The organism is Bradyrhizobium sp. BR2003 (genome assembly GCF_009720285.1).
In the GTDB taxonomy this organism is placed as follows: Bacteria; Pseudomonadota; Alphaproteobacteria; order Rhizobiales; family Xanthobacteraceae; genus Bradyrhizobium; species Bradyrhizobium elkanii.
Window position 1 is genome coordinate 31,972 of record NZ_SMYJ01000036.1, and the last position, 26,859, is coordinate 58,830.

The 26,859-nt window shown below is 65.1% G+C and carries 21 protein-coding genes, 1 tRNA gene and 2 pseudogenes; 9 read left to right on the forward strand and 15 right to left on the reverse strand.

The window, feature by feature from the left end; all coding sequences use genetic code 11:
• The first annotated feature begins 295 nt into the window (after nt 1–295).
• The gene (gene mgtA / locus E2I15_RS30975) at nt 296–2,905 is read left to right on the forward strand and encodes a magnesium-translocating P-type ATPase (protein WP_137481724.1); all 2,610 of its coding nucleotides are present in this window, start codon (nt 296–298) and stop codon (nt 2,903–2,905) included.
• A 381-nt stretch (nt 2,906–3,286) separates the two neighbouring features.
• Here mgtA and E2I15_RS30980 read toward each other — a convergent pair whose 3' ends face one another.
• The 4 genes from E2I15_RS30980 to E2I15_RS30995 form a co-directional block, all read right to left on the reverse strand.
• On the reverse strand, nt 3,287–3,547 hold the full coding sequence (locus E2I15_RS30980; RefSeq protein ID WP_137481726.1) for a hypothetical protein: 261 nt from the start codon (nt 3,545–3,547) through the stop codon (nt 3,287–3,289).
• Between the two features lie 16 nt (nt 3,548–3,563).
• Nucleotides 3,564–3,776, reverse strand: a complete 213-nt coding sequence (locus E2I15_RS30985) for a YgaP family membrane protein (protein ID WP_155262662.1) — start codon at nt 3,774–3,776, stop codon at nt 3,564–3,566.
• 525 nt (nt 3,777–4,301) lie between these two features.
• Nucleotides 4,302–4,673, reverse strand: coding sequence for a carboxymuconolactone decarboxylase family protein (locus E2I15_RS30990; protein WP_137481728.1), 372 nt, complete (start codon nt 4,671–4,673; stop codon nt 4,302–4,304).
• 346 nt (nt 4,674–5,019) lie between these two features.
• A complete protein-coding gene (locus E2I15_RS30995; protein ID WP_137481730.1) occupies nt 5,020–5,481 on the reverse strand; it encodes a CBS domain-containing protein in 462 nt (153 codons plus the stop codon).
• Between the two features lie 263 nt (nt 5,482–5,744).
• Here E2I15_RS30995 and E2I15_RS39375 point away from each other — a divergent pair.
• Nucleotides 5,745–6,140, forward strand: a pseudogene (locus E2I15_RS39375) (LysE family translocator); the annotation flags it as partial.
• Between the two features lie 68 nt (nt 6,141–6,208).
• On the opposite strand, the gene E2I15_RS31005 reads toward E2I15_RS39375, so the two are convergent.
• The 4 genes and pseudogenes from E2I15_RS31005 to acs all read right to left on the reverse strand — a co-directional run bounded on the left by E2I15_RS31005 (nt 6,209) and on the right by acs (nt 9,616).
• Nucleotides 6,209–6,343: a host attachment protein gene (locus E2I15_RS31005; RefSeq protein WP_137481787.1), complete on the reverse strand. Its 135-nt coding sequence runs from the start codon at nt 6,341–6,343 to the stop codon at nt 6,209–6,211.
• 51 nt (nt 6,344–6,394) lie between these two features.
• Nucleotides 6,395–6,844: a c-type cytochrome gene (locus tag E2I15_RS31010; RefSeq protein WP_137481732.1), complete on the reverse strand. Its 450-nt coding sequence runs from the start codon at nt 6,842–6,844 to the stop codon at nt 6,395–6,397.
• A 182-nt stretch (nt 6,845–7,026) separates the two neighbouring features.
• Nucleotides 7,027–7,605 (reverse strand): adenylate kinase, encoded by a 579-nt coding sequence (locus E2I15_RS31015; RefSeq protein WP_137481734.1) that lies wholly within the window; start codon nt 7,603–7,605, stop codon nt 7,027–7,029.
• A 59-nt stretch (nt 7,606–7,664) separates the two neighbouring features.
• A pseudogene (gene acs, locus E2I15_RS31020) lies at nt 7,665–9,616 on the reverse strand (acetate--CoA ligase).
• Between the two features lie 771 nt (nt 9,617–10,387).
• Here acs and E2I15_RS31025 point away from each other — a divergent pair.
• A complete protein-coding gene (locus E2I15_RS31025) occupies nt 10,388–11,563 on the forward strand; it encodes a DNA topoisomerase IB (protein WP_137484145.1) in 1,176 nt (391 codons plus the stop codon).
• A 91-nt stretch (nt 11,564–11,654) separates the two neighbouring features.
• Here the strand turns inward: E2I15_RS31025 and E2I15_RS31030 are convergent, their stop codons facing one another.
• The 4 genes from E2I15_RS31030 to tsaD all read right to left on the reverse strand — a co-directional run bounded on the left by E2I15_RS31030 (nt 11,655) and on the right by tsaD (nt 15,692).
• Nucleotides 11,655–12,068 (reverse strand): EVE domain-containing protein, encoded by a 414-nt coding sequence (locus E2I15_RS31030; RefSeq protein WP_137484147.1) that lies wholly within the window; start codon nt 12,066–12,068, stop codon nt 11,655–11,657.
• A 145-nt stretch (nt 12,069–12,213) separates the two neighbouring features.
• Nucleotides 12,214–13,326, reverse strand: a complete 1,113-nt coding sequence (locus E2I15_RS31035; protein WP_137484149.1) for an alpha/beta hydrolase — start codon at nt 13,324–13,326, stop codon at nt 12,214–12,216.
• A 129-nt stretch (nt 13,327–13,455) separates the two neighbouring features.
• On the reverse strand, nt 13,456–14,433 hold the full coding sequence (locus E2I15_RS31040) for an NAD(P)H-dependent glycerol-3-phosphate dehydrogenase (RefSeq protein ID WP_137484151.1): 978 nt from the start codon (nt 14,431–14,433) through the stop codon (nt 13,456–13,458).
• Between the two features lie 185 nt (nt 14,434–14,618).
• The gene (gene tsaD, locus E2I15_RS31045) at nt 14,619–15,692 is read right to left on the reverse strand and encodes a tRNA (adenosine(37)-N6)-threonylcarbamoyltransferase complex transferase subunit TsaD (RefSeq protein ID WP_137484157.1); all 1,074 of its coding nucleotides are present in this window, start codon (nt 15,690–15,692) and stop codon (nt 14,619–14,621) included.
• 174 nt (nt 15,693–15,866) lie between these two features.
• On the opposite strand from tsaD, the gene E2I15_RS31050 reads away from it, so the two are divergent.
• The 4 genes from E2I15_RS31050 (at nt 15,867) to E2I15_RS31065 (ending at nt 19,989) form a co-directional block, all read left to right on the forward strand.
• Nucleotides 15,867–16,598, forward strand: coding sequence for a uroporphyrinogen-III synthase (locus E2I15_RS31050; protein ID WP_137484153.1), 732 nt, complete (start codon nt 15,867–15,869; stop codon nt 16,596–16,598).
• A 120-nt stretch (nt 16,599–16,718) separates the two neighbouring features.
• The gene (locus E2I15_RS31055; RefSeq protein ID WP_137484155.1) at nt 16,719–18,002 is read left to right on the forward strand and encodes a COG4223 family protein; all 1,284 of its coding nucleotides are present in this window, start codon (nt 16,719–16,721) and stop codon (nt 18,000–18,002) included.
• Nucleotides 18,003–18,022: 20 nt separating this feature from the next.
• Complete coding sequence (locus E2I15_RS31060) at nt 18,023–19,804, forward strand: heme biosynthesis protein HemY (RefSeq protein WP_155262664.1); 1,782 nt, start codon at nt 18,023–18,025, stop codon at nt 19,802–19,804.
• Nucleotides 19,805–19,913: 109 nt separating this feature from the next.
• Nucleotides 19,914–19,989, forward strand: a tRNA-Thr gene (locus tag E2I15_RS31065).
• 48 nt (nt 19,990–20,037) lie between these two features.
• Here the strand turns inward: E2I15_RS31065 and E2I15_RS31070 are convergent.
• Nucleotides 20,038–21,105 (reverse strand): hypothetical protein, encoded by a 1,068-nt coding sequence (locus E2I15_RS31070; protein ID WP_246668470.1) that lies wholly within the window; start codon nt 21,103–21,105, stop codon nt 20,038–20,040.
• A 657-nt stretch (nt 21,106–21,762) separates the two neighbouring features.
• Nucleotides 21,763–22,833 (reverse strand): polysaccharide deacetylase family protein, encoded by a 1,071-nt coding sequence (locus tag E2I15_RS31075; RefSeq protein WP_137483953.1) that lies wholly within the window; start codon nt 22,831–22,833, stop codon nt 21,763–21,765.
• 313 nt (nt 22,834–23,146) lie between these two features.
• Here E2I15_RS31075 and E2I15_RS31080 point away from each other — a divergent pair, with 313 nt between their 5' ends.
• Nucleotides 23,147–23,362, forward strand: coding sequence for a cysteine rich repeat-containing protein (locus E2I15_RS31080; protein WP_137483952.1), 216 nt, complete (start codon nt 23,147–23,149; stop codon nt 23,360–23,362).
• Between the two features lie 109 nt (nt 23,363–23,471).
• Here the strand turns inward: E2I15_RS31080 and E2I15_RS31085 are convergent, their stop codons facing one another.
• The gene (locus tag E2I15_RS31085) at nt 23,472–25,151 is read right to left on the reverse strand and encodes an MFS transporter (protein WP_137483951.1); all 1,680 of its coding nucleotides are present in this window, start codon (nt 25,149–25,151) and stop codon (nt 23,472–23,474) included.
• A 205-nt stretch (nt 25,152–25,356) separates the two neighbouring features.
• Between E2I15_RS31085 and E2I15_RS31090 the strand changes: the two genes are divergently transcribed.
• Entirely contained in the window at nt 25,357–26,778 is a 1,422-nt protein-coding gene (locus E2I15_RS31090; RefSeq protein WP_137483950.1) for a hydrolase, read from the forward strand.
• Nucleotides 26,779–26,859: the final 81 nt, after the last annotated feature.

The following is a 26,859-nucleotide window of genomic DNA, read 5'->3' on the forward strand; positions in this document are numbered from 1 at the left end:
ATGCTGTCGGACACTTCGATGAGATACAAACTCGCCAACAGGGAGAGCACGACGGCTAGGTTTCGAGCGAACGCTCACCAATCCTAGCCGCGCACACGCTGGCCAGCAAGCAGCGGCTGTGGCTCGACCCGGCCCCGCCTGCCTTGGAGCGAGAATTTCCTCGCTTTGCCCGAGACTTACCTCACCAGGGAGACGGGTCGCACACCGCCCCGAGTCGCTTGAGCCGCATCAACCTCGCACCTGCGAGGCTGCGGTATGATTTGCCGTCGATTCTTTCCAGCAGCGCGAGATTCTCATGCCGCTCAAGCCGCCCGCGTATGGGCCAGCCGCTGATGCGTTCTGGCGCGAGCCAACCGATTCGCTCTTGCAAAGGCTCGACACTCAGCGGTGCGGTCTGCGCCAACAGGAGGCCGAAAAGCGGCTTGCCCGGATCGGCCCGAACCTCGCAGAGCCATCGCGGACGCGATCGATCCTGCAGAAGATCGTGCATCGGCTGGTCAATCCGCTGATCGCCATCCTGATCGTCGCAGCGGCCGTGTCGGGGTTCAGCGGTGACCTCGCGAGCTTTGTGATCATTGCGCTAGTGGTGGGCCTGTCGCTAACGCTGGATATCCTGCAGGAACATCGCGCGGAAGTCGCTGCCGATGCCTTGCGGCGCTCAGTTGCGATCCAGGCCGATGTCATTCGCGATGGTGCAATTGTGGCGCTACCAATTAGCGAGCTCGTGCCTGGAGACGTCGTGGAGCTGCGGACCGGTGACCTCGTGCCGGCGGACGGGGTCGCGCTCACGGCGCGCGATTTCCAGCTGAACGAGGCCCTCATGACCGGTGAACCGTTTCCGGCAACCAAGGCGACCGAGCCATGCGCTGCGAGTCTGCCCGCGGAAGCGAGCAATGCCCTGTTCGCCGGCACCAGCGTCGTCGGCGGCAGCGGGGTGATGCTTGTCGTCGAGACCGGGCGTCGTACGCGCTTCGGCATGATCAGCGCCGAGCTGTTGGCGAACGATCCCCCAAGTGCCCTCGAGCAGGGCGTCCAGAAGCTTGGCCTGCTCATTCTCAAGCTGACGCTTTTTTTGACGCTGTTCGTGCTGCTCGCCCATCTCGTGGCGCATCGGCCGGCCATGGAATCATTCCTCTTTGCTGTCGCGCTCGCCGTCGGCCTGACACCCGAGCTCTTGCCGATGGTGATGACGGTGACATTAGCGCGCGGAGCGCAGCGCATGGCGAAGCGGCAGGTGATCGTCAAGAGGCTGTCTGCCATCCACGATCTCGGTGCGATGGACACGCTATGCGTCGACAAGACGGGCACGCTGACAGAAGCCAGGATCACGCTCGCGGCACATCTCGATCCTGCGGGACGCCCCAGCGATCGGGTGCTCGAGCTGGCCCGATTGAACAGCGCTTTCCAGACCGGCATCCACAGCCCGCTCGATGAGGCGTTACTTGCCGCAAACAGCCCGCCGGGAAGCAGCGCCTGGATCCGGCTCGCCGAGATCCCCTTTGACTTCGAGCGGCGCTGCCTCTCGGTCCTTGCGGCACGAGACAGCGAGCGATTTCTGATCGTCAAGGGCGCGCCAGAAGCGATCATGGCTCGCGCGGTCGCGGTCGAGGTCGATGGCTTGGCTCGACCGCTGGAGGACGGTCATCGTGCCCAGCTCGTTCGCCTGCAGGACGACTATGCCCGGCAGGGCTTTCGGCTGCTCGGCGTCGCCATCCGAGCCATGGCGCCGAATTTGGTCGCCGTCACGCCCGAGGACGAAGCTGTCCTGACGGTGGTCGGTTTCTGCGCCTTTGCGGACCCTCCCAAGCGAGATGCGGCCGACTCGGTCCGGGATCTCAGAGCACGCGGCGTCGGCATCAAGGTGCTCTCCGGAGACCACGCTGCGGTGGTCGCGCATGTCGCTGATGCCGTCGGTCTTCCCTCCGGTCGCATCCTGACCGGCGGCGAGATCGCCAATCTGAGCGATCAGGCGCTCGCCGCGCAGATCGCGGATGTCGACCTGTTCGCCAGGATTGACCCCGAGCAGAAGAGACGGATCATTCGAGCCTTGCGTCGGCGAGGCCACGTCGTCGGATTCATGGGCGACGGCGTCAATGACGCTCCGGCGATTCACGCCGCCCATGTCGGAATCTCCGTAGCCGGCGCGACCGAAGTAGCGCGCGCCGCCGCAGACATGATCCTGCTGGCCCCTGACCTCTCGGTGCTGGGTGCGGGCGTGATCGAAGGACGACGAACATTCGCAAACATCCTGAAATATGTCCGGATGGGAACCAGCTCGAATTTCGGCAACATGCTATCGATGGCGCTGGCATCCATTGCCTTGCCGTTCCTGCCGCTATTGCCGCTGCAGATTCTGCTGAACAACCTGCTCTACGATCTCTCCGAGATCGGCATTCCGTTTGACGAGATCGACGAGGAGGATGCCGAGAGACCCCAATCATGGAATATGGCGGATATCCTGCGGTTCACGTTCGTCATGGGCTCGATTTCATCGCTGTTTGACGTCGCAACTTTCACCATTCTCCTGAAGGTCTTCCACACCGACGCGGCCGCGTTCCAAACTGGCTGGTTCCTGGAATCGATCGCTACGCAGATCCTCGTGATCTTCCTGATCCGCTCGCGGAGACCGCCGTGGCGCGCCAGCCGCCCGCACCGCATCCTGGCCTTGGGCTCGCTCGGGGCACTTGCTTCAGGCATCTTTCTGGCGCTGGGACCGTTCGGTTTCTTGTTCGGTTTCATGGACCTGCCGCTTGTGCTCCTGGGTGCGATAACTTTGATCACGATCGGCTACCTCGTCATGGCGGAGGCCGGAAAGCACCTTGCGCTTCCAGCCCCTACTCGTGGTGAGCCAAATCACGCTGCGTTGAGGCAAGAACATCCTGCGCGCGATGCCGCACTAAATTGATGATCCATAAGCGCTACACATTCGGCGGGACCGCCGGACCAGAGTTGATGCTCATCAAGACCGTTTCGTCGTCATTAATGCGATGCTTGCGTTTGGCATGATGCGTGGCTCGATGACAGATGAATAGATCGCGGCAACGGAACGAGCAGCGGGTTCAGGATGCGAGAGATAGCAATACTCGCGCCGTTGCAACGTCAGCGCGGATGCCAACCGTCGGCCAACCGGTCCGGCGCCGGTATCGTCGGAGCAGTCCGACCGTCTCATGGTACGGCCGTGTGCTCATCGTTGGGACATTGCTGGTCGCCGCCGGCTGGGAGATCTTCCAGCTGCTTCTGACCATCATCACTCTCGACTGAAGGTTTCGTTGAGCGGATTTCGGGTTCAGCTGGAAATTGAGGGCGCGTCTTGCACCAGCTCGGCTGAACCATACGCGTCGGGGCTCGACTTTCGGAAGTACACCGAACCTTCGCCCGGAACGCTCACGCAATGATGTTTCCTGGCAAACTGTGCGGCCCTGGCGGCAGCGACCTCGTTGATCCCAAATAACCGCTCATAATCATGATCGGCAATTCTCAAGACAGCGCCCGCGCCGAGACGATCGAGTCGCGACCGCAACTCGGCAAGAGTGAGGTGTTCATCCATTATTGTTATCAGATCTTTAGACCGAGCTGGACTTCTGCCGAGTGTTGATTGCCAAAAACGTATACAGCGGACAGTACGAGAGGAATGCCGTCGCAATCAGGACAACTCCGAGAGTCCCTGCGACCAGCCAGCCCGCTCCAAGCGAGCCGTCCTTCAGGGTATATGCGATCAGAGCCAGACCGATGATGATCCGGACGTACTGATCAATAAGTCCGACGTTGCGCGTCATGGCAATGTGCCTCCTTTTCTGCAAGTCTATTTTGAACGCTCTCCGGCCCAAAGCCCTTGATCATGATCAATTCATGCGGTGCAGATCGCCAACCAGCATGACATTGGCCAAAGCCCGCTTCACCAGGCTGGATAATTGCCTATTGTCGCGCGCGGCTCGGCCAACGTCAGGCCAGGTCAGGCCTGCCTCGATCCCCTGGGCTCTTCGCTAGTCACCTGCCTGACCTTGATCCCGCCCGACGCTGCGGGCCGAGCGCGCGAGTGCCTCATATCCGGCCGCGATCTTCATGAAGTGATCGCGAGGCGTCATTCTGAGGCTTTGCGGCACGCGGCTTCTTCTGCGCGACCTCATCGGCATCCGTTGTCGCTTGACGCGGCGGCTACGCTTACGTCCTGTGTTGCTGCGACGGCCGCTGCTTGGTATCTCCAGAGCACATCACACCAACCTCCCGCAGACCGAAGGATGACAGCTCCGGTCGCTTCCAGCAGCTTGCCAGCCGCCTCGCGGCGCGTGGAGTTGATCGGATTAGTCCATCGCCGGCTCGGAAACCACCGCGCGCTCCTGAAACTGGTCGTAAGCTTCCAGCGCGTCGGCGGAATACATCAAGGATGGTCCGCCGCCCATGTAGACCGCCAATCCGAGCGTCTCCTCGACCTCCTTGCGGCTGACCCCAAGCTTGACCAGGGCCTCGGCGTGGAAGCCGATGCAGCCGTCGCAGCGCGCGGCAACGCCCAGCGCGAGTGCGATCAATTCCTTCGTCCGGGCATCAAGCGCGCCATTTCTGGTGGCCGCCTGCGCCATGGCCGAGAACGCTCGCATGGTTTCCGGAATGCCCTTGCGCAGCTGACCCAGATTACTGGAGATGTGCTTGCAGACGTCGGCATAGTCCTTTTGCATGCGACCCTCGGTCTTCGCTATTGGAACGGCCCAGGTGAAGGGCGGCTCCGCCGACGGGGATGCAACGGCGAACGCCGCCCTTCATCCAACGCAGCCCGGCAACACGATCGGGCCTCTCTGAAGGACGTGCGTGTTCGGCCTGCAAGGACCCGCACTTTGTAACGCATCGATCTCTAGTGATATTTGCGCCAGATCAAACTGAGCGCAACAAGGTCAAGTCAGCGATAGCATTCCATGATGGTAAGGTGCGGAGTTGAGCCTACTTTCTCGCCCCTGGTACGCTCGACCAGAAGCGCGCTCGGACCGTTCGCACGCTCCCCACAATTGCCTGCCGCAGTCTTCCGCATCAATCGCCCTCGGATCGCGCGAGTATTCGCTCAAGCGCTAGGAGCAGCTGCGCACGGCCAACGATGCCAACAACCCGCGTGTCTCGAAGGACCATGACCTGCGAGATCTGATGCTTGTCCATTTCGGCAACGATTTCGTCCACAGTCGCGCATTCGTCGACGCAAACGGGCTTGCGGCTCATCACAGCATCGACGCTCAGGGCCCGGGTCCGCTCGCGGACCAGCCGCCCCTCCTCTCTGCTCAGCAGCCATTCGAGCCAAAAGCCCTCTGGCCAATGCACGCCGAGTTCGCGACGGTGAAGGAAATCGCCCTCGGAGATAATACCGACCAGTGCCCCCGAACCATCGAGCACAGGCAAGCCGCGCTGACCAGTTTCCAGCAATAGACGAACGGCATCGAGCAATGGCGCGCCGGGTTTGATCGTCGAGAACGACGTGCTCATGACATCCAAAGCCAACATGGTAGGCTCCCCAGAGCTCCGTGTACGCGATGATCTGCCAGCATCGATCAAGAATGGAAGGCCAAGCTGATCTGGATCAATAAGCCGTGCGCTTTTGTCAGCGCTGGTTTTCGCCGCGGGATCATGCGGCGAGTTGTCTGCTCGTTTGGGAACCACGCTCGAGGATCGAGCCGTCGCCCTGATTGCCCACGTCGAAAGCTACGCGCAGAAGCTCGCGGCCGTTGCGCCCCTCCCGCCGGTTGCGGCCATCTCAGCTCGAAATCGTGGCTGCCTCCACCCCGCTCTACGAAGCGCTTCGCTGGGGTGGAACGCTCTACCTGCTTTGGCTTGCCTGGCAAGGATGGCGTGATGCACCACAAGAGATGACAAAGCCAGTCGAAGCGACGGCGCATACCAAGTTCTTCCTCAGGGGCTTGATCACCAATCTGCTCAATCCCAAGGCCGGTGTTTTCTATCTATCGATTTTTCCGAGCTTCATCGATGAGGCACGTCCACTGCTTCTGCAGATAGCGATTTTGCTGACGGCGTACGTCACGATAGCGACCGCTAGTACGGCCGTCGTCGTTTCAGCAAACGCCATCCAGCCAGGCATCGAAAAGCGGGCAAATACAATGCTGATCAGGCGGATAATGTCAGCGTTGCCGGCCGTTGTCGCGATCTGGCTGTTCTATACGACCACGGACCTACTCCTGAACGCGCTCTTGAGGCACTGTCGGCCGCACGGTGCCTATCGTGTGAGCGCCGTCGCCTTTGCACTCCGGACAATCGCCTTTGCAGCCCGTGCAACCCGCTTTGCGAACCGATACTCCTCGAGCTCGTGCCAGTTCGTCGGTTCGACGGCTCCGCGCTGACCAGAGACGATCCCATTTTCGAAGTGTCCCGCACGGTCCGTGCGTTGCGCTTTCGCGGCGCGCTACTTTTGTTGAATGCGGTTCAGATAGTCGATAACGGCAAGGATTCGTGTTCGCACGACGACCTCCCGCAAATCTCGGGAAGGATCGAGCGCGTCGTAGGCCGGATCGACAATGTGAGGCAAGCTCTTGACGGGGTTGAACCGCTCTCCCCAAATCGGCATTTCATGAGTGCCGTGCGCGGAAATTGTTCTACGCCCGTCTATAGCTTCGTAGACGGCGGTAATAGGAAAAACCCCGTTGTTGTTCTTGGCCAAAGCCGTCAAATCGGCAGGCGGCACTTTCAGCTGCCCAGCAACAGGTCCTTTGCCCTTTCCATCCACGCCATGACAGCTTGCGCACGAAGCTTGAAATTCCGCCCTGCCAACATCGGCATCCTCAGCGTGAGCGGCCGCGGCGAAACCAGCGGTCAGACCGGCAATCATGAAAGACTTCAGGCCACAGATAATCATACCATGCCCCAGTTTTTCGGATAAGCGCTTTTAGCAGTATTGGGTCGCCCCGGGCCAGACTAAACAGACATAGACTCGTCGCCACTATCCCCACGCTGAGCTGGAAGCGGCAAGATAGCTTCGATATGGTGGAGGCGTCGGGTTTGAGCTCGGACCTTGGCTACCCGCTAACTCTCGCTCTCTCAAGCATCGAGCGCTTCCAACAGCGAGCTCGCTACCTTGTCAATCGATTGCAGACCATTGATGCTCTTCAGAAGTCCTTGCTCGCGGTAATAGTCGGCAAGCGGTCTGGTTTGTCCGCGATACTCCGCTAGGCGCACTCTCAGCGCAGCTTCGGTGTCATCCGCGCGTGCGTAGCCGTTGGATCTTGCTTCGTTCGCACGGTTGAGGATGCGGCTCAGCAGGGCAGCTTCGTCGACGTCCAATTCCAGTACGTGGTCAATTCGAAGATTGGCCGCCCGCAAAATATCGTCGAGCGCTGCCGCCTGAGCAATGGTCCGGGGAAAGCCGTCCAAGATAAACCCGGATTTGGCATCAGGCTGCGATATGCGCTCGGCAACGATGGTCACGACAAGATCATCGGGAACAAGTTCGCCGCGCTCCATTGTCGCCTTTACCTTTCTCCCGATTGGCGTTCCTTCGGATACGGCTGCTCGCAACATATCTCCGGTCGACAATTGAGGAATGTCCAGGCGCTTGGCAAGACGGGCCGCCTGCGTCCCTTTCCCGGATCCAGGGGCCCCCAACAGAACTAATCTCACAGCATTGTCTCCACAGGTTCAAGCATTGGGCGTGCCGTTGGTACGACACGGTCGCTTTGTTAAGCCGGTGCGCCCTTTTTGTTCTGGCGGTTCTGCACGAGGTCGTCGACCACGGCCGGATCGGCCAGGGTCGAGGTGTCGCCGAGACTCGACGGCTCGTCCTCGGCGATCTTGCGCAGGATGCGGCGCATGATCTTGCCGGAGCGCGTCTTGGGCAGGCCGGGCGCGAACTGGATCAGGTCCGGCGAGGCGATCGGGCCGATGTCCTTGCGGACCCAGGCGACCAGCTCCTTGCGCAGCGCCTCGGTCGGCTCGGTGCCCTTCATCAGCGTCACATAGGCATAGATGCCCTGGCCCTTGATGTCGTGCGGGTAGCCGACGACGGCGGCTTCCGACACCGCCTCATGCGCGACCAGCGAACTCTCGACCTCGGCGGTGCCCATGCGGTGGCCGGAGACGTTGATGACGTCGTCGACGCGGCCGGTGATCCAGTAGTAGCCGTCGGCATCGCGCCGGCAGCCGTCGCCGGTGAAATACTTGTTCTTGTAGGTCGAGAAATAGGTCTGCTCGAACCGCGCATGATCGCCATAGACCGTGCGCATCTGGCCCGGCCATGATTTGGTCAGGCAGAGATTGCCGGATGTCTCGCCTTCCAAGGTCTTGCCGTCGGCATCGACGATCTCCGGCACCACGCCGAAGAACGGCCGCGTCGCCGAACCAGGCTTCAGCCTCGTCGCGCCGGGCAGCGGCGTGATCAAAATGCCGCCGGTCTCGGTCTGCCACCAGGTGTCGACGATCGGGCAGCTGCTGTCGCCGACCACGCGGTAGTACCACTCCCAGGCTTCCGGATTGATCGGCTCGCCGACCGAACCGAGCAGGCGCAGCGACTTGCGCGAGGTCTTCTTCACCGGCTCGTCGCCGCCCTGCATCAGCGCGCGGATCGCGGTCGGCGCGGTGTAGAAGATGTTGACCTTGTGCTTGTCGACCACGTTCCAGAAGCGCGAATTGTCCGGATAGTTCGGCACGCCCTCGAACATCAGCGTGGTCGCGCCGTTACAGAGCGGCCCGTAGAGGATGTAGCTGTGGCCGGTGACCCAGCCGACGTCGGCGGTGCACCAGTAGATGTCGCCGTCGTGATAGTCGAACACGTATTGATGCGTCATCGACGCGAACACGAGATAGCCGGCCGAGGTGTGCAGTACGCCCTTCGGCGTGCCGGTCGAGCCCGAGGTGTAGAGGATGAACAGCGGGTCTTCGGCGTGCATATGCTCGGCCGGGCATTCCGTCGTCACCATGGCGGCGGCCTCGTGATACCAGAGGTCGCGCGTCGGGTTCATGTCGATCTTGCCGCCGGTGCGCTTCACCACCACGACCCAATCGACGCCGCCGGTTTTTGCGATGGCGGCATCGACTTGGCCTTCAGCGGCACCTTCCTGCCGCCGCGCAGGCCCTCGTCGGCGGTGATGACCACCTTCGAGTCGCAATCCTTGATGCGCTGGGCGAGGCTGTCCGGCGAAAAGCCGCCGAACACCACCGAGTGGATCGCGCCGATCCGCGCGCAGGCCAGCATGGCGTAGGCCGCTTCCGGAATCATCGGCAGATAGATCGTGACGCGATCGCCCTTCTTGACGTTCCGCGTGCGCAGGATGTTGGCCATCTTGCAGACTTCGTCGTGCAGCTGGCGGTAGGTGATGTGCCTGGACTCGGAAGGATCGTCGCCCTCCCAGATGATCGCGGTCTGGTCGCCGCGCTTCTCCAGATGGCGGTCGATGCAGTTCCAGGCGACGTTCAGCACGCCATCCTCGAACCATTTGATCGAGATATTGCCGGGTGCAAAGGAGACGTTCTCGACCTTGGTGAAGGGCTTGATCCAGTCGATCCGCTTGCCGTGCTCGGCCCAGAAGCCGTTGGGGTCCTTGACCGAGTGCGCGTACATCTCGCGATATTTGGCGTCATCGATATAGGCGCGCTTGGCCCAGTCGGCCGACACGTCGTAGATCTTCTCGGACATTATTTTCCTCCACTCATTGCCGATCGCGAACGACGCGACGGCAAGCCGTCTTGATCATTGCCGCGATTATGCGTTGCCGCATTCCGGCCCGGCAAGGAAAAAGGACTGTCACTTTCGTCGCGTCGAAGCCGTCGGATAGTCCGCCGGCTTCCGCTTTTGACAAGACGGCTTACCGCAACGCGTCGACGAGAGAAACCTATGCGCCATCGCTTGCTCGGGGTCACTGGTCTCTTGGTCGTAGTGGTGTGGTCCTCTGCGCCGTTCGCCACCACCGCAGCAGCGTCGCGTGCGATGACGATACGCTGACGCCGATTTTGATGGAGGGCCTCAGGCACAAATGAATGAATTTCGGACGCCGCGGCGAGGAGCTGCGTCAATCACGTTCGTGACCGCGTAATCCTTGGTTGCGGCCAGCGATTGGACCGGCCCGTGGCTGCCGAACGCGAGCCGCGCCCCGGCGGCGCAGCGCGCGAAAGGGCAGGGTTGCTGACCCGACCTGGGGGGACCGCGGTGGACCGAGGGCGGCGTTCAAACGCCGGTTTCCGGTACCGCGCTCGCGTCAGTTTGTCCGATCCCGGGCAGCCCAAAATCAACGTTAGCGGGCGAATGGCACCCATGAAAGGTAATTTGGCACCGTCAATAACCGATTCGCGACTCGCAATGTCGGCTCCGACGCCCTAAATCGCCAAACCGAGGCCGGATGGCCCACCGGAACGAAGCCCGAAGCAACGGCATTACCGGGAGAACAGCGGAACAAGGCGTCTTGCGAGAATGATGGATCAGCAGAATATCGCGGCTGTGCGGCCCGTTTCCGCCGATCCCGCCGTCGCCCTGGCAAAGGCACTGGGCCAGTGGCCGTCCAAGCCGCGGGCCAAGCTGCAGCCGCCGGCAAAGCTCAAGCTCGACGCGCCCGCCGCCATCAGAACAACCGTCGAAGAACTGGCGCGCGATCTGGGCCTGCGGCTCGGCGACCAGAACGAGCTGACCATCCGCCGCATCAAGCGCGGCAAGACCTATTCATTCGTCCGTGCCAATGGCTCTCGGATCCGCGATGCGCGCACGATCCGCCGGCTGCACGCGATGGCGGTTCCGCCGGCCTATCGCCAAGTGCGCTATTCCAGCGATCCGAGCTCGCATCTGCAGGCGGTCGGCCGCGATGCCGCGGGCCGGCTGCAATATCGCTATCACGCCGACTGGGAGAAGGTCCGCGAGCAGCGCAAGGCGCATCGCCTGGCCAAGCTGGTGGCCGCGCTGCCGAAGATCCGGCGCAAGGTCTCGGCGTTTCTGTCCGGAGACGAGCCGACGCGCGAGTTCGCGCTGTCGGCGGTGATCGAGCTGATCGCGCGCACCGCGATCCGGCCCGGCAACGAATCCTATGCGCGCCTCAACGGCACCCGCGGCGCCACCACGCTTTTGAAGTCCAACGTCACGCTGGAAGACGACTCCCTGGTGCTGACCTTCAAGGCCAAGGGCGGCAAGGCCGTGCGCAAGGAATGCGACGCGGCCAAGCTGGTGCGTGCGATCGGCATCCTGCGCGGCGTCCCGGGCAAGCGCATGTTTCAGTATTACGACCGCTCCGGCGTGGTGCGGGCCGCCTCGACCACGGCGGTGAACGCGTTCCTGCGCGAGATCGCCGGCATCAAGATCTCGCTGAAGGATTTCCGCACCCTGATGGCGTCGGCCGTCGTCGTGGAATCGCTGTCGCGGATCACGCCGGCCACCAGCCAGCGTGGCCGCAAGCGCCAGGTGCTGGATGCGATCCGCGCCGCCGCCGACCAGCTGTCCAACACGCCGGCGATCTGCCGCAAGAGCTATGTCCACGACACCATCGTCACCGCATTCGAGGACGGCATCCTCGAACGCTTCGCCGCGACGATGGGAGGCTATCGCACCCAGTCCAAGCGCGAGCAATTGCTGGCGCAGGTGGTGATGGCGGCGGGAGCGTAGGTCCCGCAGCGGCCACAGCCCTGCGCGACATGAGAGAGATGTGGTTATGGGTCCCTGCTTTCGCAGGGACGACAGCAGAGTTCGTGGAACGCTACAGCCCGCCCATCTTGCAGACGTACTTCCATTCCTCTGATGTCACCGGCTGCACCGAAAGCCGCGAATATTTCACCAGCGCCATGTCGGCGAGCTTCTTGTCCGCCTTGATCGCGGCCATCGTCACCGGCGTCTTCAGCGGCTTGTCGGCCTTGATGTCGACGCAGACGAACTTGCCGGTCTTGTCGGTCGGGTCGGGATAGGCTTCCTTGATGATCTCGGCGATGCCGACGATCTCCTTGCCCTCGTTGGAATGATAGAAGAACGCCTTGTCGCCCTTCTTCATGTTGACGAGATTCTGCCGTGCCGTGAAGTTGCGCACGCCGGTCCAGGCTTCGCCCTTGGCGCCTTTGGCGACCTGATGGTCCCATGACCAGACCGACGGTTCGGATTTCACCAGCCAGTAATTCATCGCCACTCACCCCGTTCGATTGCGCTGCAATCTACAGCGACGCGGCTGCCCGCGACAAGCGCGGGCATCCGATCCAGACGTTTTCGCGCGCGAAGTGGATGCCGGTTCGCGTGAAGAAAACGCGTCAAATGAAGAAGCGTGGCACCTACTGTTTCAAATATCGATCGAAGAACTTGGCGATGTCGGTGAACGCCTCCTTCGTCTCGGGCGCGTCGACGTTGAACTGGTATTGGGCGTGCGACTGCCCCTCATAGACATTGAGATCGGCGATCACGCCGGCGCGGCGCAATTTGCGATGCGTGCGGACCGTGTTGCTGAGAAACAGGTCGCGCGTTCCCGAGGTCAGGATGGTCGGCGGAAAGCCCTTGAAGTCACCATAGATCGGCGAAATGTAGGGATTCTTCAGGCTGGCGCCGTTGGCGTAGAGCTTGGCCGCGCGGCCGAGCCAGCCGTCCCAGGTCACCAGCACGTTGTCGACCCACTCGTTGCTCGCGTAGCTGTCGCCGATCTTGTCGATGTCGGACCAGGGCGTGCCCGGCGCGATGGCGGCGGGCAGCGGCAGCTTCTCATCCTTCGCCCGCAACACCATCGCAAGCGTCATCGCCCCGCCCGTCGAGGTGCCGAAGATCGCCAGCCGGCGGTGTTCGTGCGATTTCAGAACTTCCTTCCAGACCGCCATCGCGTCGTCCATTGCGGCCGGATAGGGGAAGTCCGGCGGCATCCGGTAGTCGACCGAGAGGACCTTGAAGCCGCCAAAGCCGGCCATCATGATGGCTTCCGGCAACGCGGCTTCGCCGGGACCGAACACGTAACCACCGCCATGGACGTGGATCAGCAGGCGTCGCCGGTTCTCGAGCGCGATCTTGTTCGGGGTCACGATGTAGCAGTGCACGCCGGCAAGCCTGGTTTCCTCGACCTTGACGCCGAGCTTCGCCTTCAGCGCCGGAATACCCGCGATGGCTTGCTTGGCGCGGCGGTCGATCAACTCCTTCCACTCCGCTGATGTCTTCGGGTCGGCGTTGAAATGCGGCGGATAGGGCCCGCCGATCATGGCCTGCATTTCGGGAGACACGTCGGCGGTCGGATTGCCGATCGATTTGAGCGGCGCGACCCGCTTGCCGTTGTCGGCATTGGCGGCCGCCTCGCTCTTGGCAAGGTCGTCGTAGGTGGCGGCCGTTTGGGCGTGGGCTATGGCAGATGAGGCGGTGAGGGCGACGGCGAGGCTGATCGAAAGGATGGCGCGATGCGGTCGGCGCATGGGTTTTCCCTTTGTTTATCCCTTGGGATCCGCTTTTCGATTTGTTGGACCGGGATCCGACGGTTCGCCGCCACGCTATTACGATGCGCGCGGATCGTGAAGCTCCGCGCCGCGCGCCCGTGATGTGCGTTATTCCGCCTTGAAGGGCCGCGTCAGCAGGCCTTCGATCGCGGCATCGATCGTCAGCCGGTCGCTCAGGATCGCTGCGACCGCGTTTGACACCGGCATGTCGACCTGCTGCGCGGCGGCGAGCTCGCACAGCACCGGTGCGGTGAACGCGCCTTCGGCAAGCTTGCCGACCGGTGCGGCTTCGCCGCGCCCGAGCGCGAGGCCGAGCGCGAAGTTGCGCGATTGCGCGGTCGAGCAGCTGAGCAGGAGATCGCCCAATCCCGACAGGCCTGAGAGGGTTTCGGCGCGGGCGCCGCAGGCGCGGCCCAATCTTGCGAGCTCGCTGAAGCCGCGCGTGGTCAGCGCGGCGAGCGCGGAGGCGCCGAGATTCTTGCCGACCACGATGCCGGCGGCGATCGCCAGCACGTTCTTGGCCGCGCCGCCGATCTCGACGCCGCGCACGTCGGTGGTGTGATAGGGCCGGAAGGTCGCCGAGCCGAGCGCCTGGACGAGCGCGCGTGCCAGCGCTTCGTCCCTGGTGGCGAGCGTCACGGCGGTCGGCAATCCGCGTGCGACGTCGTCGGCAAAGCTCGGCCCCGACAGGATCGCGGGCACGGCGCGCGGCGCGGCTTCCGCGATCACCTCGGTCATGAATTTGTGCGTGCCGTGCTCGATGCCCTTGGCGCAGGCGATGACAGGCGTGTCGGGTTTGAGATGCGGCGCAAGATGCCCAACCGCCGCGCGCAAATGCTGCGCCGGCGTCGCGGCCAGGATGACGTCGGCCTGTGCCGCGGCGGCGATATGCGACGTCACGGCGATGCCGGGATGCAGCTGGACACCGGCCAGCCGCGGATTGATCCGCGTCGCCTGGATTTGCGCGGCATGCTCGGCATTGCGCGCATACAGCGTCACCTTGCGCCCGGCGCGCGCCGCGACATCGGCCAATGCCGTGCCCCAGGCGCCGGCACCGATCACGCTGACTGACATATGCGCGGGCATTCTAACCCCAGCTCAGTTGCGCTCCCTCGCCCCGCTCTTGCGGGGAGAGGGTTGGGTGAGGGGCTGCATCCGCAGGCACCGGACGTGCGGAGAGCCCCCCTCGCCCGGATTGCTGCGCAATCCGACCTCTGCCCGCAAGCGGGGCGAGGTAAGAGGCATCTGCGGCGCCATCGAACGGTCATTGTTCAATATCCGGCGCGGCTGTTGGCGTAGCCGGCCGGCGCCTTGGCGTTGGCATCGAGCAGCCAGCGCGCCCGCGGCGGCGCCTCCATCGTGTCGGTGAGGCCGAGCGCCATCCGCTCGGCACCGGCCCAGGCGATCATCGCGCCATTGTCGGTGCAGAGCGCCGGCGGCGGGATGATCAGCGTGGTCTGCGCCGTCGCCGCAACCTCCTGCAGCGCGCTGCGGATGGCGTGGTTGGCGGCGACGCCCCCGGCCGCGACCAGCGCGCGCGGCGTGCCGAACCGCTCCTCAAACAGTTTTAGGCCGACGCTCAAGCGGTCCGCGGTCGATTCCAGCACCGCGGCCTGGAAACTCGCGCAGAGATCGCTGACGTCCTGCGGCTCGAGCGGCTCCAGCCGGCTGGCTTCATTGCGCACCGCGGTCTTCAGTCCCGACAGCGAGAAATTCGCATCGGGGCGGCCGAGCATCGGGCGTGGAAAGGCAAACCGCGTCGGGTCGCCGCCGGCCGCCGCGCGCTCGACCTCCGGTCCGCCGGGATAGGGCAGCGACAGCATCTTCGCCACCTTGTCGAACGCCTCGCCCATCGCGTCGTCGACCGTGGTGCCGAGCCGGACATATTCACCGACGCCGACCACGGCGACGATCTGGGTGTGTCCGCCCGAGGCCAGGAACAGGCAGTAGGGAAACGCCAGCGCGCAGGTCAGCCGCGGCGTCAGCGCGTGCGCCTCGAGATGGTTCACCGCGATCAGCGGCGTATCGTGCACCATCGCGATCGCCTTCGCGGTGGTGAGACCGACGATCACGCCGCCGATCAGGCCGGGGCCCGCGGCGGCCGCGACCGCCGACAATTGTCGGTAGCCGACGCCGGCCTCCTTCATGGCGGAGGCGACGATGCCGTCGAGCAGGTCGACATGGGCGCGCGCCGCGATCTCCGGCACCACGCCGCCGAAGCGGGCGTGCTCGTCGGTCTGCGAGCGCACCACGTTGGAGAGGATTTTCGCCTGCCCGTCAGCCTGGCGCTCGACCACCGCGGCCGCGGTTTCATCGCAGGTGGTTTCGATCCCCAGCACCAGCATCGGCGGTTCGTGTCCCAATTTCGGTCCTTGTGCTACGAGCATGATCCGGACGGGCCGGAACCGGTTTCCGGCAAGATGATGTTCATCAAAACGTCCGCTCCGGGGTAGCATTGCGAGGTCCAAAAGTGCAATCGGTCGCCAACGTCCAATTTATACGGCTGGAGGCCTAAAACCCTGACCATCCTTGTCACACGACCGCATCCGGACAATGACGCGACGCTCGCGACGCTGCGCCAGCGCGGCTTTGACGCCCTGTCGGCGCCGGTGCTGCGCTTCGAGCCGCTGCCGTTCCGCGGCGACGACGATGCGGATTATGATGCCGTCATCCTGACCAGCGCCAATGCGCTGCGTGCGGTCGACCTCGCTGCCAGCCGCTTGCTGCGGCTGCCGCTGTTTGCGGTCGGGGCGCACACCGCCGATGCGGCGCGCGCCGCGGGCTTCGACGAGGTGATCGTGGCGAAGGGCGATGCGGTCTCGCTGCGCGATCTCGTGCTCGCACGGGTCGAGGCCGGCGAACTGCCGGCATCGGCGACGCTGCTCTATCTCGCCGGCGCCGACCTGTCGCGCGATCTCGCGGGCGAGCTCGGCGAGCGCGGGCTCAGCGTCGTCACCCATACCACCTACCGGATGGCGCCGGTGGCCGGCTTCCCGAGGGAAGTCAGCGACGCCTTCATGGCGAACCGGATCACCGCGGTGCTGCACTATTCCCGCCGCAGCGCCCAAGCCTTCCTGGACACGGTACGCGCCGACGGAATCGAGATTTCGGCGCTCGCCTTGCCGCAATGCTGCATCTCGGCGGCGGTCGCCGCGGTGCTCCATGACGCCGGTGCGACCAAGGTGGTGGTGGCGGCGCGGCCGGACGAAAATGCCCTGCTGGAGGCGCTCAGCCGCGCCCTGCGGCCGTGACCGGAATAATTCTTTCGTCGGACCATGATGTTAGGCAATGCTCGGTAACCCGGATCGTGCTCTAAGAACCTGCGCCGATTCTGCTACAATATGCGGCCAGTAGTTTTGAGGACCCCCGCGATGGCTGAAGAAAGGCCGGACGACCCAGGATCTTCGCCGGATTCCCGGCCCAAGCGCGCGCCGCCGACAATCGATCTTCAGGCGACCGAAATCTCCAGCGAACCGTCGAAGACGGAGGCGGCCGAGGAAGCCGCCAAGGAGGCTGAGCGGGATGCTGGCCAGGATGCCGGCAAAGATCCTGGCAAGGCGTCCGCGGACGCGGCGACGCCTGGGGCCGGGCCCCAAGGCGACGCCGCACCGCAAGCGGAGCCGCAGCCCGAGGCCGCCTCCGCGGGGCCGGACGCCGAACCGGCGCGGCCGGTGTCGCCCTGGGTGGTGGCGCCGGTGTCGGGTGCGGTCGCCGCGGCGCTGGTGATCGGGGTTGGCTGGCTGCTCGGCTGGCCCGTCGTGCAGCCGGTCCCGGCGCCGCAACCCAATGCCGCCATCGACCAACTCGGCACGCGCCTGAGTGCGCTGGAATCGAAAGCCGGCAGGCCGGTCGCGGCGGCCGCCGATCCCGCGGCGGCGGCGCGGCTGGAGGCGCTCGACAAATCGATCGCCGCACTGCGCACCGAGCTCGCCGCGACCCGGGCGCAATCCGACAAGCTTGCGGCGGCCGTCAATGACGCGAAAGCCGCGCCGCGCGATGGCGCGGCTGTGCCCGATATCTCCGGCATCATGGCGCGCATCGACAAGATCGAAGGCGCGGTGAAGGCGCAGGGTGCCGCGATCGCCAGGCAGGACGGCAAGATCGCCGACACCAAGGCCGAGGCGAAGGCCGACGATGTGCCGCTGCGCCGCGTCGTCGCGGCATCGCTGCTCGACGTCGCGGTGCGTCACGGCGATCCCTATGCCTCCGCGCTCGAGGCTGCGAAAGCGCTGTCTGACGATGCCGACGTGCTGAAGCCGCTCGCGACGTTTGCGACGTCGGGCGTGCCGAATCCGAACGCGCTGTGCCGCGAGCTGATCGAGATCGTGCCGAAACTTGCGCCGCCTCCGCCTGAAGCTGCGACGGCGAATGCCGGGCTGGTCGATCGTCTGAAGGCGGGGGCTTCCACGCTGATCCAGATCGAGCGGACCGACGGCACGGGGACCGATCGCGGCAGCATCGTCGCGCGCGTGACATCGGCCGCCCTGCATAATGACCTCGCATTGACCGAGCGTGAATTGAAGTCGCTGCCGCCGGCGGATCGCACGGCGGCGCAAGCCTGGCTCGCCAAGGTGGGCGCGCGCCACGCCGCGCTCGACGCGTCGCGTAAATTTGCCGACAACGCCATGGCGGCGCTCGCCGCGGTCAACCAGTAAGTCTTTGCAATAGGTCTTTGATGATCCGGATCATTCTGTTCCTGCTGCTGATCGCGCTCGCTGCAGCGGGTGCGGCCTGGATGGCCGATCAGCCCGGCGATCTCGTGCTGAACTGGGGCGGCTTGCGGCTGACGTCCAAGCAGCCGATGTACCTGCTCGTCCTCGTCGTCGTTGCTGCGATGATCGCCGGCGTGATCCTGCGCGGGCTGTGGAAGATCCCGAGCCACATCCGCCGTGGCCGGCGCGAGCGGCGTCACGCCCGCGGCCGCCACGCCATCACGCAAGGCCTGCTTGCGATCGGGCATGGCGATTCCGCAGGCGCCCGCGCGCATGCCGAAGTGGCGCGGCGCCACGCCGCAAACGATCCGCTGGCGCTGCTGCTGCACGCGCAATCGGCGCAGCTCGATGGCGATCGCGACGGCGCGCAGCGCGCCTTCCGCGCCATGGCCGAGCGGCCGGACACGCGGCTGCTCGGCTTGCGCGGTCTGTTCATCGAGGCGCAGCGCGCCGACGATCCGGTGGCGGCCGTGATGATCGCCGAGGAAGCGCTGAAGATGTCGCCGTCGTCGTCATGGGCCTCGCATGCGGTGCTCGGATTCTGCTGCGCCAAGGGCGATTGGGCCGGCGCGCTGTCGATCATCGACAACAACCAGAGCGCCGGATTGATCGACAAGGCGACCTATCGGCGGCAGCGCGGCGTGCTGCTGACGGCGCGGGCGCTGGAGTTCGAGACCATCGATCGCGACTTGTCGCGCCAAAGCGCGATGGAGGCGGTCAAGCTGGCACCGACGCTAATTCCGGCCGCCGTGCTCGCAGCGAAGTTCGAGAGCGAGGCGCACCAGGTGCGCCGCGCGATGCGCATCGTCGAGACCGCGTGGCTGGCGCAGCCGCATCCCGATCTCGCCGACGCCTATTCGCATGTGCGGCTCGGCGATTCCGCGCGCCAGCGTCTGGTGCGGGTCGAGACGCTGGCGGCGAAGACGCCGGGCCATATCGAAGGCACGCTGGCGATCGCGCGCGCGGCGATCGACGCGGCCGAGTTCGCCAAGGCGCGCGCGGCGCTGGAGCCGTTCATTGCCGCGCCGACGCAGCGCGTCGCGCTGCTGATGGCCGAGATCGAGCGCACCGAGCATGGCGACAGCGGCCGGGCGCGCGCCTGGACCCTGCGCGCGGTGCGCGCGCTGCACGATCCGGTGTGGACCGCCGACGGCTATGTCTCGGACCGTTGGCGTCCGGTGTCGCCGGTCACCGGCCGGCTCGACGCCTTCAAGTGGCAGACCCCGGTGGCGGCGCTGCCGTCCGACAAGGGCCACGCGATCGAGCCGTCGCCGTTCGAGGAGGCGATGCTGGCGCCGCGCCGGGTCGAGCCGCCAAAGCAACCGGCCAGCGAGCCGGTGGACGCCAAACCGGCTGAGCCGGTCGAGATCAAGCCGGTTGAGGTCAAGCCGGTCGAGGTCAAGCCCTTGGAGCCGGCCGCGCCGACGGTGCAGGACAACGCCCCGCTCGCGGCAGCCATCGAGGCCGAGCCCGCCCCGGCCCCGCCCGAACCCGCCGCACCCGAGCCGGCTCCACCCGCGGCCGCCGAATCGGCTCCCCCGGCGCCCGCCCCCTTGTTCCGGTCGAGGGCCGACCTGCCCAAGGCGGCGCCTGCGCCGATTCCGGCCGTAATCCCGATCGTCCGGGCCCCCGACGACCCCGGGGTCGACGAGGACGGCCCGGTCGACGAATTTGCGGAACAAATCGGCCCGCCCAAGGCCCAGATCGGCGGCTGGCGCGGATTTCTATCACGTTTGGGAAGCTAATTCGCGGTTAGGTAACGGCCGGATGGTTCGATAACCGCGTTGTCCTTGCCAATCGGGGTCATGCCCGATATCAGGTGGCGCGAATGATCAGGCCGTTGCCGAACGGTTCGCCGCAATAGCTCAGTTGGTAGAGCACGTCATTCGTAATGACGGGGTCGGGGGTTCGAGTCCCTCTTGCGGCACCAGCTTTCAAACATCCTCTACGGTGGCCCGACCGCGGTCGCTCGTGCCGCCTAGATCCGCGCGCCGCACAGTCCGCTCATGATCGCGATCGCGACCAACGCGCCAATCGCGAGCCCGGTTGCCCAGATCCGGTTGGCGGCTGTGGCGGCGACGCCATGCGCGATCAGGACGCCGCGCAATCCCGATGTCAGATGGGCGAGCACGAAAAACACGCCGAGCGCGTAGTGCGGCACCAGGCGAATGCTCCAGGCGTCGTGGATCAGGCCGGTCGGTGCGCCCGACGCCCAGGCCCAGTTGGTGTCGATGTGGTGCACGGCCCGCGCCGAGACCAATGCCGAATTCAGATGGGTGACGATGAATGCCGCGAGGTAGACGCCGGAGCCGATCTGAAACACGCGGTAGGCATCCGCAGGCTGCGCGCTCCAGCGCCAGGCGAGCCGCATCCCGACGGCGACCTGGAACAGCATCAAGGCGACGAGGATCGGTTCGACAAGGGACGAACGATAGACCGAGCGCCCCATCTTCATCACCGCGGCATGAACCTCGGGTCCGAACAGGCCGAGCAGATGATTGGTGAGGTGAAACGCGACGTAGAGAAGGATGACCGCTGCGGCGACGCCGTGCGTCACGCGCCATTTGGCAATCGATGGAGCAATCGCGGCTGATCCTGCCGGGCGCTCTTGCTCACCGCCGCGCAGCACATACAGACACGCGGCCAACCAGCCCGCGACCCAGACAAGCTCGTCGCTGACGGGGATGTGCAGCAGTCCGAGACCGACGCCGGTCAGCACGAACAAGGGCGGCGCAGCGATGCTGAGATAGGTGAGCCGCCGGGCGCGCAGCTCGAACGACGAAGGCTCGGCCTTGGTCATCCAGCAGGCGCAGGCAAGACCCAGCAGGGGCGCTGCGGTCGCGGCCAACAGGCAGAGCGCCGCCACGACCCGTCGCCCAAACGACACCGGACCAGCAGCGGGAGATACCGCGAGATGAAATGCATCGAGCAGGAACGGATAAGCCATCGCTCCGGCTGCCGGGATCATCGAACGCAGCTTCACGGCGGCCGTATTTGCCAAGCCATCGTCGCTCGACCGTACGCGGCCTTGTTCGAATGCGCTCACTGAGCTCTCCAGGGTTCGCCGATCGGGAAAGAGAGGGGCGGACCGACGAATCTATTCCCGCGTCATCATCGAAGGCGCGGCACACAGGCTGGTGCCGTAGACGCTGGCGTGCACGGGCAAGCGACGTTGCGCCGCGGCCATATCTTAAGGCGCAAAACTACCGCGATACGGGCCCACTGATAGGACCAGGTTCCAACAATCCGACTGGACCACGCCAACCCGTCGGCTGCTGCTGCGTCGGCAGTGCCCGCCGTCGAGCCGCGACCGAAGCCGCCGGAGGCGCCGAAATATGTTGAGCGGGCAGCGCCGTTGCAGGCTCCTGCGCTGGCGACCACACACCGATCGAGCCAGCCGCCCGCTTGAGTGCGGGCCAGGGATGCGCGATTTCGGAATATTGGAAATATGCCCCTGATTTGCCCGACGGGTCAAGTTGTCTTTGACGGGCGCCGGCATCCGCCGGCTCCTTTGCATGGGGTTGTTTTCGATATTTTGGTGGGAGCCGCATCTGCCGGGCGCGATCGCGCCACGCTCGAGGGCGCACAGGCGTCCGAGGTCGTCCGGCCGTGTCGGCCCGGCAGGAGGTGGCTGCGCCCAGAAAGCGAAAGCGCCCCTGGATCGGATCCAGGGGCGCTTGGCGTTGAAAGTGCGTTCGCTGCGTTACTCGGTGACCGTCTGCACGACGTTGCCGATCGGCCGTCCCGTTGCGATCGGCTTCTCGGTCTTCGCCATCATCGCGTCGTATTCGGGCAGCGTCTCGAGCTGGGTCTTGGCCTTCATCCAGACCACCTTGTAGCCGCCGGCCTTCAGCTTACGCAGCAGCGTCGGCAGCGCCTGCGCGGTGTGCTTCTGCAGGTCGTGCATCAGGATGATGCCCTTGTGCTCCTTGTCGAGCTTGGTCATCACGTTGTTGATCACCTCGTCCGCGCTCTTGGACTTGAAGTCGTTGGAGTCGACGTCGACCGAGAACATCGCGATGTTGCGGGTGCCGAGATAGGCCGTGGTCGCAGGCGTATGCGCCAGCGCCGGGAAGCGGAAGAACGGGGCCGGGTTGGCACCCAGCGCCAGCTTTACCGCGCTAAAACCCTTCTCGATCTCGTCCTTGGCCTGCTGCTCGGTCAGCTTCTTGCTGGCGAGATGCGCGTGCGACCAGGTATGGGCGCCGATGGTGTGGCCGGCGGCGGCGACCTGGCGCAGGATGTCCGGGTGATAGGTGGTGTGCAGGCCGATCGGGAAGAACACCGCCTTGGTGCATTCATCGGCCAGCGCCTTGAGCACGGCGGGTGTGGTCGGCCACGGACCGTCGTCGAAGGTCAGCACGACCTCCTTGTCGGTCAGGAAATCATACTGCTTGTACTGCAGGAAACCGAAGCCCGGGCCGCCATTGGTGTCGACCACGACGGTGCGGCTGATGCCGAGCGCATCGGGGTTGGCGCATTTGGGCGCGGCCGCGACGGGGGCCGGTGCCGGCGCCGGAGCAGGCGTAGCGGCCGGTGCCGCGGCCTGGGTGGCATCGGCGCGCTTCGACAGCGCGGCGGTGGTCTCGACATCGTCCCTGGCGGCCTGTTTTGCCGCCGCAGTAAGCGGATCGGCCTTGGAATCGGCCTTGGCCGCAGCCGTGGTTTGCGGAGGAGCCGCGTCGGCACGCGGCGAGGAGGTCCAGAACCACACGCCGGCGATCACGATCGCCGTTACAACACTGGCCAGCATCAGGCCCAACGCACTACGCATCGCTACACACTCTCTCGGAACTTAAGGATACGCCACAGCCGTAACGAGCGATTAATGCCAACAAGGTCTTAACGCGATCCCAACAAGGCGCCGGAAGAACAAGAAAAAGCGGGCCTTACCCACGCGTGATGACCGTCACAGTCGGTTTCAGGCTTCTTCGCGGCACCGAAACGCTATAGAACCGGCGTCGCATTCCCCGGAGCCGTTTCCGCTCCGATGAAATCGGAACGGGGCTCCGGATTCCCTATTTGACGCGTTTTCTTCACGCCAACCGGCACCACCTCGCGCGAAAACGCTTGAGAGGCTTTGAGAGATGATCCGATTTCTGTTTGCCGTCGTTCCGCTGGTTTTGTCGACGTCGGCCGCCTCGGCGCAGCAGCAGGGGCGCGATGCCTGCTCGCGCGATGCCTCGCGGTTCTGCCGCGCCCATCTGAGCGAAGGCGATCAGGTCGTGCTGGCGTGCCTGAAGGAGCATCGCAGCCGCCTCAGCAAGGCCTGCCAGCAGACGCTCGCCGATCACGGGCAGTGATTTCAACCGTCGTCATTCCGGGCTCGCAAAGCGAGAACCCGGAATCTCGCGCAATAATCTCTGGATTCCGGGCTCATCGCTGCGCGATGCCCCGGAATGACGCGGAAGGTTACGTGCTGCTGCCCGCTGCGGTCGCGACCACCGGGATCACCTCCTTGGCGGCGCGGTCGGGGGTCTCGTCCTTCCAGCGCACCGATCCGAACGGACGCTCCAGCATCCGGCGCACGCGGATCGGCTCGGCGCCGATGTGGAAGTCGGCCGCCTTCTGATGCAGTTCGCGCTCGATCTGCGTGGCGCGGTTGCGCTGGCGCAGGAAATCGAGCCAGGTCGGGCAATGATAGCGCTCGGTCCACAACTCGGGATCGGCGATGTCGCGCGCGATCGACCAGCCATAGGCGCCGTTGCGCTGGCGGCTGAGCTGCACGTCCTGCATCACATTGTGGAAGGCGCGGGCATTGTCCTGCGCCACCCGGTATTCGATCTCGACCACCAGCGGGCCGCTGCGCCCGCTCAGCTGCAGCCGTACCTCGGGATCGGCCAGCGCATCCGTCGCGTCCTCGTTGCGTGCGCCGATCGGCGGCATCCTGAGCCAGATGCCGAGCAGCGGCGACAGCAGCATCAGACCGGCGGAGATCAGCAGCGCCATCTCGACGCCGCCCGCGTCCGTGATGCGGCCCCAGCACCAGCTTCCGATTGCGATGCCGCCGGCGATCGCGGCCTGGAAGGCCGCAAGCGAACGGCCCGCGACCCAGCGCGGCGCGGAGAGCTGCACGCCGATGTTGAACAGCGCGATCGCCAGCATCCACACCGCTCCGGCAACCACCAGCGCGGCGGCGGTGATCACCGGCTGCCTGCTCACGGCAACCGCGGCGATCGCCGCGCCCATCGTCAACGCACAGACGCGTATCGCGGCTTCGCCGCTGAGCCGGCTGCGGATCTCGCTGATATTGAGCGCGCCGATCACCGCGCCCATGCCGAAGGCGCCGAGCATGATGCCGTAGGTCTGCGCGCCGCCATGCAGGAGGTCGCGCGCCACCAGCGGCATCAGCGCCGAGACCGAGCCGCCGATGATGCCGGTCACCATGGTGCGGGTCAGCACGATCTTGATCGACGGCGAATTGGTGATGTAGCGCACGCCGGAGACGATGGCGCGGTTCAGCCGCTCGCGAGGCAGCCGCGACGGCTCGCTGACGCGATTCCACAGGAACAGCACGACGAGCAGCGGCAGATACAGCACGGCATTGGCGGCGAAGGCGGCGACGGCGCCTGCGGACGCCACCACGATGCCGCCGATCGCCGGACCGAAGCTGCGTGCAATGTTGTAGCTGATGCCGTTCAGCGCGACCGCGGCGGGTAGCGTCTCCGGCGGCACCTGCTCGCTGACCGAGGATTGCCAGGCCGGGCCGAACAGCGCCATGCCGCTGCCGACGACGAAGCACAGCGCGAGCAGGATGTTCGGCGTTACCAGATTGAGCCAGGCCAGCACGGTCAGGATGGTGGCGCCGGTCAGCGCGATCGCCAGCGACACCAGCGCGACGATGCGGCGGTCGTGCATGTCGGCGATGGCCCCGGCCGGCATCGAGATCAGCATCACCGGCAGCATCAAGGCGGTCTGTACCAGCGCGACCTTGTCGGCCTCCGCGGTCATCTGCGTCATCGCCCAGGCGGCGCCGACGCCCTGGATCAGGATGCCGAGATTGGATAGCAGGCTCGCGAGCCAGATTCGCCTGAAGATTGAATGCCGCAACGGTGCAGTGATACTGTCGGAGCGATCACGCGGTTCGGTCATATCCAGTTCCGGTTGGCCTGCTATGGCTTGTTGGATGATTCCGGCTGCACCATCTGATGCCCGCGAAACGCGTGTCCTGTCCAGCGATTACGGCATCCTTGGCGGGGGTAGAACACAGCTAACGCACTGAAAGACCTGAGGAAGGCCAAGGGAAGGTCAAGGGAAGGTCAAGGGAAGGTCAAGGGAAGGCTTGGGGAGGGGGCCAATGGCGCTGTCGCGGCGGAGAATATTGCAAGGGGCCGGCGCCCTGTCCCTGCTGGCCGGCCGCCTCGGCACCCCAGCCTCGGCTCAATGGGTCTTGGCCCAATCAGTCTTGGCCCAATCGGTCTTGGCTCAGTCGGCCCCGGCGCAGCGTGTGCCCGCCGGCGACACCCCGCCGATCCTGTTCGTGCATGGCAATGGCGATCACGCCCCGCTCTGGATGACGACGTTCTGGCGGATGGAATCGAACGGCGTGCCGCGCGACCGCATGGCGGCGCTCAATTTCACCGATCCGCTGGCACGCAGTGACGACAAGGTCGAGCAGGCGAGCCGCTCCTCGACCGAGGACCAGCGCCGCGAGCTCGCCGAGGCGATCAGGGAGCTGAAGCAGAAGACCGGCGCGCCGCGGGTCGCCCTGGTCGGCAGTTCGCGCGGCGGCAACGCGATCCGCAATTACATCAAGAACGGTGGCGGCGGCGACGTCAGCCACGCGGTGCTGTGCGGCACGCCCAATCATGGTGTGTATGCGTGGGACGACGGGCTCGGCAACGAGTTCAACGGGCGTGGTCCGTTCCTGCGCGGACTGAACGAGGGCGACAACGAAGTGACGGTTGGCACCCTGTTCCTGACGCTGCGCAGCGACGGCCTCGACAAATATGCGCAAGCCGACGGCCGCTTCGTCGGCAAGCCGGGCACGCCGACCAACGTCACGACGGAAGGCCCGGCCCTGAAGGGCGCGACCAATCTGGTGCTCGGCGCGGTCGATCATCGCGAGACCGCCTTTCATCCGCGCGCCTTTCGCGAGATCTACAAATTCATCGCACGGCACGAGCCGTCGCGGATCGGGATCGTCCCGGAGACGGCGGTGAGGCTGAGCGGCCTCGTCACAGGCATGCCCGGCGGCGTGCCGACCAACCGGCCGGTGCCGGGCGCCACGGTCGACATCTATCACGTCGCGGCAGAGACCGGCGAGCGCATCGGCGGCCCGCTGCACAGCTCGCAGACCGGTGCCGACGGCCGCTGGGGTCCGGCGCAGGTCGACCCGTCGTGGCCGCTCGAATTCGTGCTGACGTCACCCGGTACGGCAACGACGCATATCTATCGCTCGCCGTTTCCGCGCTCGTCCGAGATCGTACATCTGCGTGCGGCGCGGCCGCTGGGGCCGGCCGATGCCGGCGCGGGCGCGGTCGTGCTGATGTCGCGGCCGCGCGGCTATTTCGGCCTGCCGCGCGATATCGTGCTGTTCGGCGGCAAGGAGCCGGCCGACGTAAAGCCCGGCGTGCCGACGGATTCGGTGACGACGCTGCGGCTCGCCGCGGACGATGTCGGCCGTCCGGTCGCCGCGATCTTCAACGGGGAACACATTATGATGCGGGCCTGGCCGGCATCGGAAAATCGGATTGCGATCGCCGAGCTGACTTATTAGGTCTGATGAAGGGTCCGCGCGCCTTCTTGGCGCCGGGATCGCATGGCCGGATCGGCCGTCGCGTGAGGCAGGAAGCGAGGA